At 60.2% G+C, this 14,659-nt stretch carries 13 protein-coding genes; 1 reads left to right on the forward strand and 12 read right to left on the reverse strand.

Going from position 1 to position 14,659, the window contains the following annotated elements; genetic code table 11:
- Window positions 1-79: 79 nt before the first annotated feature.
- Genes RCF49_RS13785 through RCF49_RS13840 form a run of 12 tightly spaced genes read right to left on the reverse strand, consistent with a single transcriptional unit; the run spans window position 80 to window position 12,021 of the window.
- On the reverse strand, window positions 80-1,633 hold the full coding sequence (locus tag RCF49_RS13785; RefSeq protein ID WP_342640460.1) for a class I adenylate-forming enzyme family protein: 1,554 nt from the start codon (window positions 1,631-1,633) through the stop codon (window positions 80-82).
- Between the two features lie 39 nt (window positions 1,634-1,672).
- Window positions 1,673-2,074, reverse strand: a complete 402-nt coding sequence (locus RCF49_RS13790; protein ID WP_342640461.1) for a Zn-ribbon domain-containing OB-fold protein — start codon at window positions 2,072-2,074, stop codon at window positions 1,673-1,675.
- 1 nt (window position 2,075) lies between these two features.
- Window positions 2,076-3,245, reverse strand: coding sequence for a thiolase domain-containing protein (locus RCF49_RS13795; RefSeq protein ID WP_342640462.1), 1,170 nt, complete (start codon window positions 3,243-3,245; stop codon window positions 2,076-2,078).
- A 35-nt stretch (window positions 3,246-3,280) separates the two neighbouring features.
- Window positions 3,281-4,423 (reverse strand): acyl-CoA dehydrogenase family protein, encoded by a 1,143-nt coding sequence (locus RCF49_RS13800; protein WP_342640463.1) that lies wholly within the window; start codon window positions 4,421-4,423, stop codon window positions 3,281-3,283.
- Between the two features lie 21 nt (window positions 4,424-4,444).
- A complete protein-coding gene (locus RCF49_RS13805) occupies window positions 4,445-5,551 on the reverse strand; it encodes a CaiB/BaiF CoA transferase family protein (RefSeq protein ID WP_342640464.1) in 1,107 nt (368 codons plus the stop codon).
- Window positions 5,552-5,608: 57 nt separating this feature from the next.
- Window positions 5,609-6,781, reverse strand: a complete 1,173-nt coding sequence (locus RCF49_RS13810) for an ABC transporter substrate-binding protein (RefSeq protein WP_342640465.1) — start codon at window positions 6,779-6,781, stop codon at window positions 5,609-5,611.
- Window positions 6,778-7,548: an ABC transporter ATP-binding protein gene (locus RCF49_RS13815; protein WP_342640466.1), complete on the reverse strand. Its 771-nt coding sequence runs from the start codon at window positions 7,546-7,548 to the stop codon at window positions 6,778-6,780. The genes RCF49_RS13810 and RCF49_RS13815 overlap by 4 nt, the downstream gene beginning before the upstream one ends.
- A gap of 4 nt (window positions 7,549-7,552) precedes the next feature.
- A complete protein-coding gene (locus RCF49_RS13820; RefSeq protein ID WP_342640467.1) occupies window positions 7,553-8,311 on the reverse strand; it encodes an ABC transporter ATP-binding protein in 759 nt (252 codons plus the stop codon).
- Window positions 8,308-9,327 carry a branched-chain amino acid ABC transporter permease gene (locus RCF49_RS13825; RefSeq protein WP_342640468.1) on the reverse strand — a complete coding sequence of 340 codons (1,020 nt, stop codon included), beginning with the start codon at window positions 9,325-9,327 and terminating at the stop codon, window positions 8,308-8,310. Before RCF49_RS13825 ends, RCF49_RS13820 begins: the two co-directional genes overlap by 4 nt.
- A 1-nt stretch (window position 9,328) precedes the next feature.
- The gene (locus RCF49_RS13830) at window positions 9,329-10,201 is read right to left on the reverse strand and encodes a branched-chain amino acid ABC transporter permease (protein WP_342640469.1); all 873 of its coding nucleotides are present in this window, start codon (window positions 10,199-10,201) and stop codon (window positions 9,329-9,331) included.
- A gap of 15 nt (window positions 10,202-10,216) precedes the next feature.
- Window positions 10,217-11,128 carry an SDR family NAD(P)-dependent oxidoreductase gene (locus tag RCF49_RS13835; protein WP_342640470.1) on the reverse strand — a complete coding sequence of 304 codons (912 nt, stop codon included), beginning with the start codon at window positions 11,126-11,128 and terminating at the stop codon, window positions 10,217-10,219.
- Window positions 11,125-12,021: a MaoC/PaaZ C-terminal domain-containing protein gene (locus tag RCF49_RS13840; protein ID WP_342640471.1), complete on the reverse strand. Its 897-nt coding sequence runs from the start codon at window positions 12,019-12,021 to the stop codon at window positions 11,125-11,127. Before RCF49_RS13840 ends, RCF49_RS13835 begins: the two co-directional genes overlap by 4 nt.
- 1,118 nt (window positions 12,022-13,139) lie before the next feature.
- On the opposite strand from RCF49_RS13840, the gene RCF49_RS13845 reads away from it, so the two are divergent.
- On the forward strand, window positions 13,140-14,411 hold the full coding sequence (locus RCF49_RS13845; protein ID WP_342640472.1) for a tyrosine-type recombinase/integrase: 1,272 nt from the start codon (window positions 13,140-13,142) through the stop codon (window positions 14,409-14,411).
- The last annotated feature ends 248 nt before the right edge of the window (window positions 14,412-14,659 follow it).

Raw genomic sequence — 14,659 nt, forward strand, 5'->3', positions numbered from 1 at the left:
GCCTCATCGAGCCCAAAGCCCACACACGCTGGCCGCCATCGCTCAGATCCTGGTTGAAACGGACTGGCACCAAAGCGGTTCACAGCTTGCGCTCACGACCTTCCCAGAAACGGTCGCGGATCTCCCGCTTGAGAATCTTGTTGTTATTGTTGCGCGGCAGGCTCTCCCAAATGTCGATCCGCTTCGGTGTCTTCACGCTGCCGAGCTTGGCCTTGCACCGGGCAATCACATCGGCCGGATCAAGAGTTGTGCCATCGTGCAACTCCACAACCGCGATCACCATCTCCCCCCATTTCTCATCGGGTATACCGATCACAGCGCATTCGCGAATGGCAGGTTCGGCCATCAATACCTGTTCAACTTCGTTTGGATAAACATTGAAGCCGCCGGTGATGATCATGTCCTTGCGGCGATCGAGAATATAGACGAACCCATCGTCATCAATTTTGCCGATGTCGCCGGTGTGATGCCATCCATGAGCCTGTAGCTCGGCGGTGGCTTCCGGATTCTTGTAGTAGTGCGGTGTCGGCAGGTTGCCCCGACAAACGATTTCCCCGATTTCGTTGCGCCCGAGGAGCTTGCCTGATTCACCCATGATGCCGATTACGCTGACATGGGTTGGCCTTCCCGCGCTCAGCAGCCGGTGCTGTAGATGCGGTGAAGACAAGGCCTCCACATGCTCCCTGCAGGTGAAGAGAGTCGCGGCGATCGGCATTTCTGTCTGACCATAGGCTTGCGTCAGCACCGGGCCAAAGACCGCCATCGCCTCCTTCAGCTTCTCAACTGACATGGGAGAGGCGGCGTAATGCAGATAGCGCAAGGAGGAGTAGTCGTATTTCTTCAGATCTGGATGGGCGAGAAGGACGTAAATCAAGGTGGGCGGAAGGAAGGTTGTGGTCACCTTGTACCGCTCGATATTGGCCAGCACCTCACCTGGCTTGAACTCCGGCATGATGATGTTTGTCGCACCGGCATAGAAGAGAGTGAGAGCGATCGCTCCCGCGGCATGAGTGAGCGGTGCCACGCAGAGATTAATCGGCCGCTTTTCGTAGGGAAAATATGCCGCCCACGCATTAGCGAGGGTCTCGAACATGAGATCGGTCAGAATGACGCCCTTCGGTTTCCCGGTGGTGCCGCTGGTGAGCATCAAGGCCGAGGGGGTCTGCGGATCATTGGAGGTAAGCGGCGCTTGCTCCCCATGAGGATCAAGCCAGTCGAGGAAGAAGGGCGCATCTTCTTCAGCCCGATCCAGGCAAACCCAGCCACGAATCGCCGGGAAATCGTTTCGGATTTTGGCGATGATCTCTGAGAACTTGGAATGATACAGCAGGAACTCACAATCGACGAGATCAAGAGCGTCCCTGATTTCGGCTTCCGTGCTGCGGATATTGATTGGGACCCAGGTCGCTCCGGCGCGAATAATGCCCATATGGGCGATCAATCCGTAGATATTGTTAGGCGTGAACGTTGCGACCTTGGCCCTTTCGCCAATGCCCGCCGCATTCAAGGCATTCGCCATCTTGTGGCTGAGCCGGCTCGCTTCGCGATAGGTATAGTGCAGATCACCCTCGACCACGAAGTTGTGGTCGGGAAAGCGCAGCACGCCAACATCGAACATATCAATTACGCGCATAGTCGATCTCCCCAGACTCCCCGGACGACGCCGATGCTGTTATTCGGCCGATTCCGCCGTGAACATCGCCACGAGCTGACCGTCATCGGCGGGCTTGAACACAACGCGCACGGACTGACCGATCTCGATCCGGTCGAGATCGCAGTCGACAATGTTCGTCAGGATGGAGACCCCCTCAGGGATTGTGATATAGGCAAGTGCGAAGGGAACGGGAGAGCGGCGCATGACGCTGAACGCGTAAATCGTTCCCCGTCCTTCCACCTGCTCCCAGCGTGTGTCCGCACTCAAGCAGAATGGACAGAGCGCGCGGGGATAATAGTGAGCCTCGCCACAGGCGCCGCAGCGCTTGATCAGCAGACGATGTTCGTTGCACGCCTCCCAGAAGGTCACCGTTTCAGGATTGCGTGCCGGTGGCGTGATCGATCTTTGCTCTGGTGCCATATTATTCCCGCTCCATGATCAGTGTGGCGCTGGCATGCCGCGTGGCCAAAGGGCCGCCAGTTCCATGCGCCAGGGCGATGCTGCAGTCCTTGACCTGGACGGCCGGATGCGCCTCACCCCGCAATTGTCGCACCGCCTCGATGATCTTCGTCATGCCCCCGCGATTGGCCGGGTGATTATTGCAGAGGCCGCCGCCATCGGTATTGAACGGGAGCTTGCCGATGCCGGAGATGAGGTTGCCGTCGGCAACGAAACGGCCGCCTTGGCCTTTGGCGCAGAAACCGAGATCCTCGATCTGCATCAGCACGGCGATGGTGAAGCTGTCATAGATCGAGGCATAATTGACATCCGCGGGCGTAACGCGCGCCTCGGCGAAGGCATCACGGCCCGACCAGGCGCTCGCGCCATAGGAAATATCCACATGCCCGCCATTGGGGTGCTTTATCGCCTCGCCCGCACCGAGAATGCGAACCGGAGGACGCTTGAGGCTTCTGGCGATCTCGGGCCTTGCGACGATCACGGCGCCGCCGCCGTCACTGACAACACAGCAATCGAGGCGATGCAGCGGATCGGAAATGACCGGCGAGTTCACCACGTCTTCGACAGTGACCACGTTGCGCAGCATCGCATTCGGATTATGCTGGGCGTGATGTGAGGCTGCGACCTTTATCCAGGCCAGTTGCTCGGAAGTGGTGCCGAACTCATACATGTGACGCTTGGCGCACATGGCATAGATCGAGACCAGGACGGGCGAGAATGGAACCTCGAAGGCAACGTCGGGTGCGGACATGTCCATGATCGGCGCCGCTGCACCAATGTCGGTGCCTTCCGAGCGCGGCCGGCCCGCCAGCGTCACCAGAGCCACATTGCATTTGCCCGCGGCAATCGCCTGGGCGGCATGGTTGACGTGAATGATGTAAGATGAGCCGCCGCTCTCGGTCGAATCCATATGGCGCACACGCAGGCCCATATAGTCGGCCATGGATAGCGCCCCCAGACCGGGTGCATCGCCGGCGCAGAAATATCCATCGATATCCCTCGCCGTGAGACCGGCATCGTCAAGCGCCCCCTTCGCGACTTCGGCATGAAGCTGCGCCAGCGACTTGTCGGGTGCTTTGCGTGTCGGGTGCTCGTAGGCGCCCACGATATAGGCTTGCCCTCGTATGGACATGGGATCTCTGTTCCTCGCGCAAATGGGTTGCGCCATCAGGCAAGACGGCGGGCGATGATTTCTTTCATGATTTCATTGGTGCCGCCCCAGATCCGATTGATCCGGGCATCCGCAAAGGCGCGGCAGATATCGTATTCCCACATATAGCCGTAGCCACCGAAGAGCTGCAGGCACTCGTCCATGACCTTCCCCTGAAGGTCCGAGGTCCAGTATTTTGCCATTGCCGCCACTGCCGGATCGAGTGATCCGTTGACGATCTGTTCGACGCAGCGATCGATGAAGACGCGGGCGATCTCGGTCTCGGTCGCGACCTCCGCGAGCTTGAAGCGCGTATTCTGAAAATCAAAGATCCGCTGGCCGAAGGCTTCTCTGTCCTGGGTGTAGGCGATCGTCTTCTCGATGGCCGCTTCACAGCTCGCAACGCACCAGATGGCCGAGAGCAAGCGCTCCCAAGGCAGCTCCTGCATGAGATAGACGAAGCCTTGTCCCTCATCCCCGAGCCGGTTCGTGACCGGCACACGCACATCATCGAGGAAGAGCTCTGCCGTGTCCTGTGTCTTCATCCCGAGCTTCTTGAGGTTCCGTCCTTTGCGAAAGCCGGGACGGTCGGTTTCGACCAGGATGAGCGAAATGCCCTTGGCGCCCGCCGAAGGATCGGTCTTGCAGACCATCACCACGAGGTCGGCGCTGATCCCGTTGGTGATGAACATCTTCGAGCCGTTGATGACGTAATCATCACCATCTCTCCGGGCGGTGGTCTTGATCCGTTGAAGGTCCGATCCGGTGCCCGGCTCTGTCATGGCGATCGCCAGGACGGCCTCCCCGCTGACTGCTTTTGGCAGCCAAGTCTGTTTCTGCTCCTCGGTGCCATAGTTGAGGAGATAGGGCATGACGATATTCGAATGCAGAAGAAAGCCCGGTCCCGATAGACCGGCGCGAGCCTGCTCTTCAACGACGATGGCCGCATAGGTGCGGTCGAGACCGAGACCCCCATAAGCCTCCGGCATGGTCGGACCAAGCATGCCCAATCGGCCCGCATTGAGCCAGACCGAGCGGTCGACCACTCCGGCGGCTTCATATTCCTCGCGCCGTGCAACCAGCTCCTCGTCGAAGAAGCGCTTTACCGAGGCACGGAACGCATCGTGATCTTGCGAATAGAGAGTTCGGGGCAGATGCATTGGTCAGTCCAGATCCAAATGTCAGTCGAGAAGGGCATTGTGAGCGCCCGGCTGCGGCACCAGGCGGGGCGTCGCAGCGGACGCCCGAAATTGCGGCGAGATCGGTAGCGCGACAGCGGGGATCGTCGCGCCGGTTGAATCGGTGGCCTGGTAAGAGTTGAGCCCGCGCGCCTGGAAATGCTGATCGGCCAATGCCTCTTCCACCGTCGCAACCACAGTCACACAGCAATCGGCGGCCTGCAGCAGAGGCGCCCATTCGGCAGCGCTCCGACTGGCAACCAATCTGGACACCGCCTCTCGCGTTGCGTGAGGATCGGCTGCGTCGTCCCACAACTTCTCCGGAAGGCCGATCGTCCGGCAGAAGCTCTCCCAGAACTTCTGTTCCAGCGCTCCGCAGGCAAGATATCGACCGTCGGCCGTCTCGTAGGTGTCGTATCGGGGGCTGCCACCGGTGAGCAGGCCGCGGCCGCGATCAGGGTAGGTCCCCGTGACCTTGCCTTCGGAAAGGGTCGACCAGAGAAAAGTGAAGGCGATGTCCGCCATGGCAATGTCGATATGCATACCCTTTCCGGTAAGCTCGCGCTGGCGCAGTCCGAGGAGGATGTTGATGACTGCGGGAAGGGAACCTCCGGCAATGTCGGCGGCCAGGGCTGCGGGCGTCTGTGGCTTGCCGCTGGGCAAGGCCAGCAGTCCTGTGACCGCCTGATAGTTGATGTCGTGTCCGGCCTCGAGGCTGCGCGGTCCGGACTGGCCATAGCCCGTTATCGAGCAATAGATCATCTTCGGATTGATCGCGCTGACCGCCTCATAGCCCAGGCCAAGGCGTTCCATCACGCCGGGCCTGAATTGCTCGACCAGCACGTCCGCCTTCGCGATCAAGGAGGTTAGCGCGGCCCGGCCGGCCGGTGACTTCAAATCGGCCGTGACGCTCTTCTTGCCGCCATGCAGAACCGTGAAAACTGTCGACGTCTCGCCATGCATCGGTTGGAACTGACGCATGTCGTCGCCGCCCTGGCGCTCCACCTTGATGACGTCGGCGCCCGCTTCCGCCAGCAGGAAAGTCGCGAGCGGGCCAGGGAGAAGCGAGGCGAAGTCGAGGACGGTTATGCCGTCAAGAGGACGTGTCATGAAAACTCCGGGGATACTGATCCCGCGGCAGAGCACACGGGATCGCCGTCAGTGTGGCTATTGGCCGAGAGGGATATAGTCGGATGCCTTCACCCAGCGGCCATTCTTCACCTGGAACAAGAACACGCCGTGGGCGGCCAGATGATCGTCCTTGCTCAATGAATACGGAACTGTGCCGAAGAAGTCCGTGTAGTCCTTGATTTGCTCGAGCCCAGCAGCGAGGCTATCGACGGTGAGGTCCTTGCCGGCCTTTTCCAGGCCCTGCTTGATCAAAAGGGTGGTCTGGTAGCCGAAGAGCGCGCCAAGATCGGCTGGTTCACCGAAACGCTCTTGATAGCGCTTGTTCCAATCCGCAAGCTCGGGCGACAGATCGGGGTAGGGGACCGGAACTTGTCCCATTGCATAGGCGCCCTCGGCGGCCGCGCCTGCAAGACTGACGACGCTGGTTGCATAGCCGCTGGACGTGATGACGACATCCACATCCCAATTGAGCTTTGCCCGCTCTTTGAGCACGGCAACCGCCACAGGGATGACGGACGCTTGGATGATGGCATCCACGCCGGCGGCCTTGAGCTTCATCACCTGCGAGCTGGCGTCGATCTCATTGCGTTTGATGCTGGCCGAGGCTGCAAGCTCGACGCCGCGCTTCTCAAGCTCCTGCTCTATTCCCGACAAGTAGCTCTTGCCCAGTTCGTCATCCTGATAGATCACGCCCAGCTTGGTGTATTTCTTTGTATCCAGCAGGTAACGGGTGATGATGACCCCCTGCTCGGGATTCGGGAACAGAAAGCCGAAGCGCAGTTTCGAGATGGGCGTCCATGCCTTTGGGTCGGCTGTCTGAGGAAAGATCAGTGGTACGCCAGTGCGCTCGACGACTTTCACCAAGGCCAGGTTCTGCGGCGTGCCGAGATTGCACAGGAAAGCGAAGATTTTGTCGTGCTTGATGAGCTTGTCGGCAGCCTGCAGGGTTTTCCGGGGGTCGTACTGATCATCTTCGAGGATGATGCGGAGCTTACGGCCATGGATGCCGCCCTCGGAATTGATATCGTCGACCGCCATGCGCAGCCCGTTCGCGATCGGCACTCCCCAGGATGCAACCGGACCCGACAGGGCTTGGATTGAGCCCAGGAGAATCTCGTTATCGGTCACGCCCTGCTGCTCCGCCCTCGCGGATGGCGATCCCAGCATCATTGCAGCGACGAGACCGGCTGCGGTGATCCACTTTCTCATTTATACCCTCCCTCACTTTGTTGCGTTTTCCCCTCGCCCGAACCGGATGCATGGCCGAGATAGAAGGTCTTGATGTCCTCGAGTTCCGCCAATTCTGCGCTCGGCCGGCCAAGGACGACCCGGCCGGATTCCAGCACATAGCCGAAATCCGAAACCTCCAGCGCGACATGGGCATTCTGCTCGACAAGGAAGATCGAGACGCCCTGCTCCTTGTTGATGCGCCGAACGATCTCGAAGATCGTCTTGACCAGCCGCGGGGATAGGCCCAGCGATGGCTCATCGAACAGCAGCAGCTTGGGCCGCGCCATGAGCGCACGGCCGATGACCATCATCTGCTGCTCGCCGCCTGAGAGCAGTCCGGCCTTCTGACTGTCGCGTTCCTTGAGGATCGGAAAATAGCTGTAGACCATCTCGAGATCGCTCTGCAGCTCGGGCCCACGCGATCGGGTGAACGCCCCCATCCAAAGGTTCTCGCGCACACTGAGCTGAGGGAAGGGCTGCCGCGCCTCCGGCACGTGACCCAGTCCGAGTTGTACGATCCGATGCGGCTCCGTCCGCGCGATGTTTTGGCCGATGAATGTGATCGTGCCCGAGCGCGGTTTCTGCAGACCCGAGATGTTGCGCAGCAGCGTGGTTTTTCCCGCGCCATTGGCGCCAAGGAGCGCGACGATCGCTCCCTGATCGACCGACATGCTGACATCGTGCAGGACGGTCATGCGCCCATAGCCGGCCGTCAAGCCATCAATGCGGAGGATCGGTTCTGCCATGACGTCATCCTCCCAGATAGGCTTTGATGACGTCGGGATGGGTCTGCACCTCCAGCGCGGTGCCCTCCGTCAAAACCCGGCCAGCATTCAAGGCCAGCACGCGATGGGAAACCCGGCTGACGAGACGCATGTCATGCTCGATGAGCACGATCGTGATGCCGAGCCGATGATTAACCTCCTCGATCCAGCTCGCCATCCTGTCGGTCTCGGCGGTGTTGAGACCGGCGGCAGGCTCGTCGAGCAATAGCAGACGCGGTTCGCAGGCGAGGGCTCGGGCAAGTTCCACGATTTTGCAAATCCCGTAAGGCAGGGAGCCCACCGGAGTGTTGCGATGGCTCTCGAGCCCCAGCAGGCTCAGGATTTCATCGACCTTTTCCCGGTTTTCCGCCTCCTGGCGGCGCACGCTTCCAAGCCCAAGGAGTTCCGCGACAGGCGATGTCGAGAAGTGGATATGCCGGCCGACCAGGATGTTGTCTGCCACGCTCGCGTCCGGAAACAGCTCGAGGTTTTGGAAAGTGCGAGCAACGCCCTGGCGAGCGATCCGGCTCGGCGCAATGGTCAGAAGATCTTCGCCCTCGAACCGCACCTGGCCGGCATCGGGAGTGATGACCCTGGTCACCAGGTTGAAAACCGTGCTCTTGCCCGCCCCATTGGGGCCGATGATGGAATAGACAGCCCCCTTTTCGACCCGGAAACTCACATCGCGCACCGCTTTCACGCCGCCGAAACTGATCGACAGATCCTTCACCTCGAGCTGGCTCATTGTGTGCGTCCGCCAATGAGGGCAAGGAGGCGCGTCACGGCGCTGTTGATGCCGCCGGGCTGGAACAGGATGACCAGCATGAGCGAAAGGCCGAACACGCCGGCCTCGAGGCCCGGAAGTTCGGCGATGGCAGGCGGCAGTTGGTCTTTGATCAGCGAGAGCAGAACCGGCAGAAGAACAATGAACAGCGCGCCATAGATCGCGCCCATGAGGGATCCCAGGCCGCCGACAACGACGAGGATCAGCATTTCAATGGACTGCTGGATGGTAAAGCCGTCAGGGGAGAGATAACCGACCTTGTGCGCGAGCAGGGTGCCGGCAACCGCCGTGACGGATGCGCTGAACGCGAAAGCGATCGTCTTGTAGCGGGCAATGCTGATGCCCATGCTCGTTGCTGCGATTTCGCTGTCGCGGATCGCCTGCCAGGCTCGCCCGGTCCGAGACCCGACGAGATTGTTGGCGAGCCAGAATACCAGGGCAGCAATGACCAGAGCCGTATAGAACATTGGCAAGTCATTGCTGAGCGAATGACCGAAGATGGTGGCATCATCGACGCTCATGCCCCCACGTCCGCCGGTCATCTCAATACCGCCAATCACCGCCTCGACGATGAAGGCGAAGGCCAAAGTTGCCATCGCCAGATAGAGGCCCGAAAACCGCAGGCTTGGAAGCCCGACCGCAACGCCGATCACCAAGGTGCAAAGCGCCACGATGACCAGTGAGAGAGGGAACGGCACGCTATTCTGGATGAGCAGAGCCTCGCCATATGCGCCCATGGCGAGGAATGCCGCGTGCCCGATGGAGACCTGGCCGGAATAGCCGAGCAGCACCATCACGCCGATGCCGATGATGACCCAGATGAGGACGGAACTCGCCACTCCTATGAAGAAGCTGTTGAGGAGGAAGGGCATCACGGCAAGGAGCGCAATCCACACCAAAGGCAGCAGTATTCTCCGGTGTAGACCCGGCTGGGCGATGGCGCTTTTGCGATCCAGCGGTTGCACTTTGGTGGTCATCTCAGACCTTCCGCTGTAGAGCGACGCCCATCAGCCCGGACGGCTTGATGAACAGGACCAGGAGCAGCACCAGATAGGGTGCCGAATTCTTGACCACCTCCGACAAGTAGAATCCCGAGGCAACTTCGAGGAGCCCGATGATCAGACCGCCGACAATCGCGCCCGGAATACTGCCAAACCCGCCGAGCACGGCGGCGGGAAAAGCATAGAGCCCGACATAACCCATGCCCGGATGCACGAAGGTGATGGGCGCGATGAGAACACCGGCCACGGCTGCAATGCCTGCTCCAAGCGCCCAGACAAGCGAGTAGATCGTCTTGACCGGAATACCCACCAGTGACGCAGCCGTGGTGTTCTGCGCCGTCGCCTGCATGGCGACTCCGAGCTTGCTGAACCGAAAGAAGAGATAAAGCGCGATCATCAGCACCAGCGTGGCGATGATGATAGCGAGCCGTTCCTCGCTTAAAGGGATGCCGGCGAACTCGATGGTCTTGTCGTCGAAAGGTGTTGGGAAACGCTGCGGCTGCGTTCCCCAGCCCGGCACGACTGCCGCCAATGTGCGCAATACATAGCCCAATCCCAGGGTGAGCATGATCAGCGCAAATTCCGGCTGGCCCATGGCGCGGCGGAATACGACAGCATCGAGCAGATATCCCAGCGCTGCCGTTGCAACCACAGCGAAGGCAAAGCCGAGCCAGTAGGGGAGCCCCCAGATCCCGATTGCCGTGAGGCCTAGGAAGCCACCGATCATCATCAGATCGCCCTGGGCGAAGTTGAGGATCCCCGTCGCCTTGTAAATCAGGACGAATCCCAGCGCGATCAGGCTGTATACACAGCCCACTGCGATGCCGTTCAGAGCGAGATCACCAAACATGACGGAGCTGTGCTTTCAGGGCTTGGGGGAGGCTTCGCCTGTAATCTTCAGAAGCTGCTCATGGCCGGAGACGAAAGGCGTCGCTTTCGAGAAATCCGCGACCTCCTCGATCCGGTCGGCGAGCATATCCACGGTGATCGGTGCCGTCCCCTCGAAGGTCACGCCGGCACTTTCCATCATCTGATCAAGAGCGAAGTGGCGCGCCCCGGCTGTCATGATACGGCCGGTGAACTTGCATTCCTCGCTGGCGAGATAGGCCACGGCGGGAGCCACGAAATCCGGCAGCATTTTCACGGCCATTCGCTCCTCGACCAGCCCCTCCGTGAGGCGTGTCATGGCGGACGGCGCGACACAGTTGATCAGAACACCCTTGCGCTCGAGCTCGAACTTCACCGCGTTGGCAAAGCCCACCAGCCCGAGTTTCGCTGCGGCATAATTTGATTGGCCGAAAAGGCCGTAGAGAGCCGAAGAGGAGGTCGCAAGCACAATCCGTCCATAGCCCTGCTCGAACATGGCCGGCAACGCTGCTTTGGTGCAGAACACACCGCCCATGAGATGGACGTCCAGCACGGCGCGGAAGTCTGCCTCTTCCATTTTCAACAGCGTCTTGTCGCGCAGGATCCCGGCATTGTGGACGAGGATGTCGAGCCGGCCGAAGGCATCGAGCGCCGTCTGCGCGATTCCCTGGGCACCCTCCATTTCGGCGACATTATGATAGCTCGCGGCCGCCTTGCCCCCTGCCGCACGGATTTCCTCGACCACCTGATCGGCCGGCCGGGTGGACTGCTCGGTGCCGTCTGGCTTACCTCCAAGGTCGTTCACCACGACATGGGCGCCAAGGGAGGAAAGATAACGCGCATATACCCGCCCGAGCCCATTTCCGGCTCCGGTGACGACAGCCACGCGCCCGTCTAATCTTATGCTCATACCGTTGCTTGCTCCTGGCACGATGTCGCCGCTGTGGGCCTAGTCCGACGGGACAAGCGCCCATCCAGCACCGGCCGGTTCGCGCCGACAGAGATACGGAAATCGATTTCGTGAGGATTTTCCCAGTAGGCCAGGTCCATCGTCTCACCGGGAAAAACCGGTCCGGAGAACCGGACACTTAGGGTCTTCATGGCCTCAGTCTCGCCATTCAGGCGGGATCGCAGCAGGCCAAGATAGGCCATGCCGTAAGTGGCGAGCCCATGTAGCAGAGGACGGTCGAACCCTGCCGCTCGCGCCACATCCGGATCAATATGAATGGGATTCATGTCGCCGCAGAGCCGATAGAGAGCGGCCTGCTCTGGCCTCGTCGGCAAAGTCAGGTAGCCGTCTGGCGTCCGGTCCGGAGCCTTCCGCCAAGATGCGGGCGGCGTTACTGGTGCGCCTTCGATGCCACCATCTTTTCGACAGAAGAGGTCGCTGCGTGCGGTTGCGAGTGGGCGACCCGAGCGCTTGTCGCGAATGGTGAACTCCGCCGTGAAGATGGCGCCGCGTTCGGCGCCCTTATCGATCACGGCGACGATCCGCGCATCCACGACCGCAGCACCGTTGATTGGGATCGGCTCGTGGACCTCCAGACTCTCGCCGACATGAATCAGGCCAGTGACGTCAATGCCCAATGATGTGAGCCAGCGCGGATTGAGCCAGGTCAGGATCGTGTAATAGGTGGCGAGAGGCCGGAGCCCCTTCTCGTAGACAAAGGGAAGCGCCTCTGGATTCGGCAGATCATTCCCAGCCCCAAGGGCAAGCGCATAATGCAAGAGTTCGCGGGTCGAAATCGCGTGCTCCGCCCGCGGAATAGGAAAGGCAATGATCTCGTCATAAGCCAGTTTCAAGGCGCCCACCCCTAGTCGGCTGCCGTTTTGGCAGCTCCTTTGTTTAGTGCGCGCACAGTAAACTGTTTACAGTTAGCTCGTCAAGCTCGCTCGGCGTGCACAAATCAAGCGTGGAGAGACCATCTCACTGCGACCGCGTTCATTGGCTGCCTTCTCATCTCGAGATCGCTCCGGCAAATGCGAGATGATGACATGGTTTGATGATACTACCAAGTATCATCCTCGCCGGTGATGGTTGTGAAGGCGCGACCGAACGGCAGCTCTCTTCCTTGCTGCCAAGCTGAGGGATCGGTGTCGACCCGCATGCCACGTCGAGATTTGGCGTGAGTGAGGTCGGCTTCTCCTGTGCGAAGCAGGCGATCCTTCGCCAACGGATCGTTAGAGGCCTGTCAGATCAGGATCGCTGCTCGGAACTGGCGGCTTCCTCGCCTGCTGCACTCTTTCCGGCCAGCTAAGCGTACCTAATGTACGTTCGGTAGTTATACCTATCAAATAGGAATGAGGGACATTGAGCCCGACGATGAAGGATTGAGCACGACGGCCCTTGCGGCCCTCCGACCATAGATGGGAAGCCGGCACTTTTGATGAGATATTCGGAGTTCGATAACTGGGCAGGGCGACGCGATCTGATTGATGAACTGCGCGTTTTGCAGCCAGGGCTGTTGCTGGGAATTTTTCATACCCGCGAACCAGTCGCGCTGTTCACCCCGCGAGGGGGCACGGGACGATCCGCGATCGAGTTTTTCGTTCTCGCAGGTCCAGTGGGCCCCGCTTGCAGCCTTGAGCGGGCCCGAGAAGTACCGTAGACCCCACCGCGTTCAGCGAAACAAACAAAAAGCCGCGGATTTCCGCGGCTCCTGATCGATCCAAATCATTCGCGAGAATGGAGCGGGCGATGAGATTCGAACTCACGACCCCAACCTTGGCAAGATTGAGAAACTCTTGCGCCACAATATCCAGAAATGCGAAAATGCGCTACAAATCATATCGTTAGGCTGACCGCCATTCGCCACAACTCGCCACGATAGACCTAAATTTCCGCCTGCACTGCTTACATATTGCTTACATGGGTGCTATGATTAAGCCGTGTAAGCAGAACGATCAAGCGAGGAAGCGACGTGGCCAAGCTGACGAAGAAGGCCGTGGAGGCGCTGGAAGCACCAGCTACTGGGCAAGCATTCTTGTGGGATGGAGAGCTCAAGGGCTTTGGCGTCCGCGTGACCAAGGCCGGAGTCAAGACCTTCATCATCCAATACCGAAACGCTGAAGGAAAAAGCCGCCGTATCAATATCGGCCGTTTCGGCATCATGACCGTCGAGAACGCACGCGACGAAGCCAAGATCAAGCTAGGCGCTGTCGCTGCTGGCGAGGACCCCGCCGACACCGATGACGATCCCCACCATCAGGTCACGGTTTCCGATCTCTGCGATTGGTATCTCACGGAGGCCAGGGCTGGCCGCATCCTCGGCCGCCGCAACCGCCCGATCAAGAAGTCGACGCTTGCCATGGACAAGAGCCGTATCGAAACGCACATCAAGCCGCTGTTGGGCAAGCGCCTCGCCCATACCCTGAAGGTGGCCGACATCGAGGGGATGCAGTCCGATATCGTGGCTGGCAAGACGGCAAAGCCTCGAGGTAAGGGCCGAGGCGGCGTCACGACCGGCGGCCCCGGCGTTGCGTCTCGCGCTGTCGGAACCCTCCAGAGCATCCTTGGTCATGCCGCCCGGCTTGACAAGCTTGAGAGCCATCCCAGCCGCGGAGCGCGAAAGCTGGCCGGCAAGAAGAAGCAGCGCCGCCTGAGTGTTGCCGAGGTTAAGCTGCTGGGCACAGCGATGCGGCACGCAGAGCGCAACGGCGAAAACCCGGTGGCGCTTGCCATCGTCCGGTTCCTGGCTCTCACGGGTTTCCGCATCTCCGAGGGCCAGGGCCTGCAACGGCCTTGGCTTCATGCGGACGCAGGTTATGTGGCGTTCCCCGACACCAAGGGAGACGCGCAGATCCGCGCGATCGGCCCCTCCGCCGCGAAGATTGCCGCCAGCCAGCCAATTCGAGGCAACAGCCCCTATGTCTTCCCATCCGACATCAGCGAGGGGCATTTCACGGCGGCTAAGGCCTGCCTCTTCAGGCTCTGCGCCAGCGTGGGGATCAAGGGGGTGACGCCCCACACGCTGCGCCACACATTCGGAAGCGTCGCCGGCGATTTGGGCTTCTCGGAGCTGACTATCCGCGCGCTTCTTGGCCATGCCGCTCAGAGCGTTACACAGGGCTACGTCCATATCGATGAGGCACTGAAGCTCGCGGTAACCCGAACCTGTGAAGAGATCGCCACTTTGCTCGACGCCAAGGAGGAGGCCGCACCGACCGCCCGAAACGATAGAGCAGCCGCTTAGTCGACATCCCAAACTACAGAAGGTTTGACGGAATAGCTTGCAAGCTATACGACGTTGGAGGCAAGTTTCATGCTGCCTTCGAAGGCGAGCTTCTCGGCTACGCTCCGCAGTGCGCTTCGCATTGATCACGGCCAGGTTGCTTGTCGACTGCGATCCACAGCGAGGGCGGTCTCGCGCCGATAGGCTCACGGTTCGAAACACGCCAACATGAGGGAGTTGCCCGCCTGCGCCAGGTGCGCCCTAGCCAA

It is taken from the genome of Rhodoligotrophos sp. CJ14 (assembly GCF_038811545.1).
In the GTDB taxonomy this organism is placed as follows: domain Bacteria; phylum Pseudomonadota; class Alphaproteobacteria; order Rhizobiales; family Im1; genus Rhodoligotrophos; species Rhodoligotrophos ferricapiens.

Excerpts from the sequence above, each read along its gene's own strand:
- RCF49_RS13785 (WP_342640460.1), bottom strand. The coding sequence starts at position 1,633 with ATGCGCGTAATTGATATGTTCGATGTTGGCGTGCTGCGCTTTCCCGAC.
- RCF49_RS13790 (WP_342640461.1), bottom strand. The coding sequence starts at position 2,074 with ATGGCACCAGAGCAAAGATCGATCACGCCACCGGCACGCAATCCTGAA.
- RCF49_RS13795 (WP_342640462.1), bottom strand. The coding sequence starts at position 3,245 with ATGTCCATACGAGGGCAAGCCTATATCGTGGGCGCCTACGAGCACCCG.
- RCF49_RS13800 (WP_342640463.1), bottom strand. The coding sequence starts at position 4,423 with ATGCATCTGCCCCGAACTCTCTATTCGCAAGATCACGATGCGTTCCGT.
- RCF49_RS13805 (WP_342640464.1), bottom strand. The coding sequence starts at position 5,551 with ATGACACGTCCTCTTGACGGCATAACCGTCCTCGACTTCGCCTCGCTT.
- RCF49_RS13810 (WP_342640465.1), bottom strand. The coding sequence starts at position 6,781 with ATGAGAAAGTGGATCACCGCAGCCGGTCTCGTCGCTGCAATGATGCTG.
- RCF49_RS13815 (WP_342640466.1), bottom strand. The coding sequence starts at position 7,548 with ATGGCAGAACCGATCCTCCGCATTGATGGCTTGACGGCCGGCTATGGG.
- RCF49_RS13820 (WP_342640467.1), bottom strand. The coding sequence starts at position 8,311 with ATGAGCCAGCTCGAGGTGAAGGATCTGTCGATCAGTTTCGGCGGCGTG.
- RCF49_RS13825 (WP_342640468.1), bottom strand. The coding sequence starts at position 9,327 with ATGACCACCAAAGTGCAACCGCTGGATCGCAAAAGCGCCATCGCCCAG.
- RCF49_RS13830 (WP_342640469.1), bottom strand. The coding sequence starts at position 10,201 with ATGTTTGGTGATCTCGCTCTGAACGGCATCGCAGTGGGCTGTGTATAC.
- RCF49_RS13835 (WP_342640470.1), bottom strand. The coding sequence starts at position 11,128 with ATGAGCATAAGATTAGACGGGCGCGTGGCTGTCGTCACCGGAGCCGGA.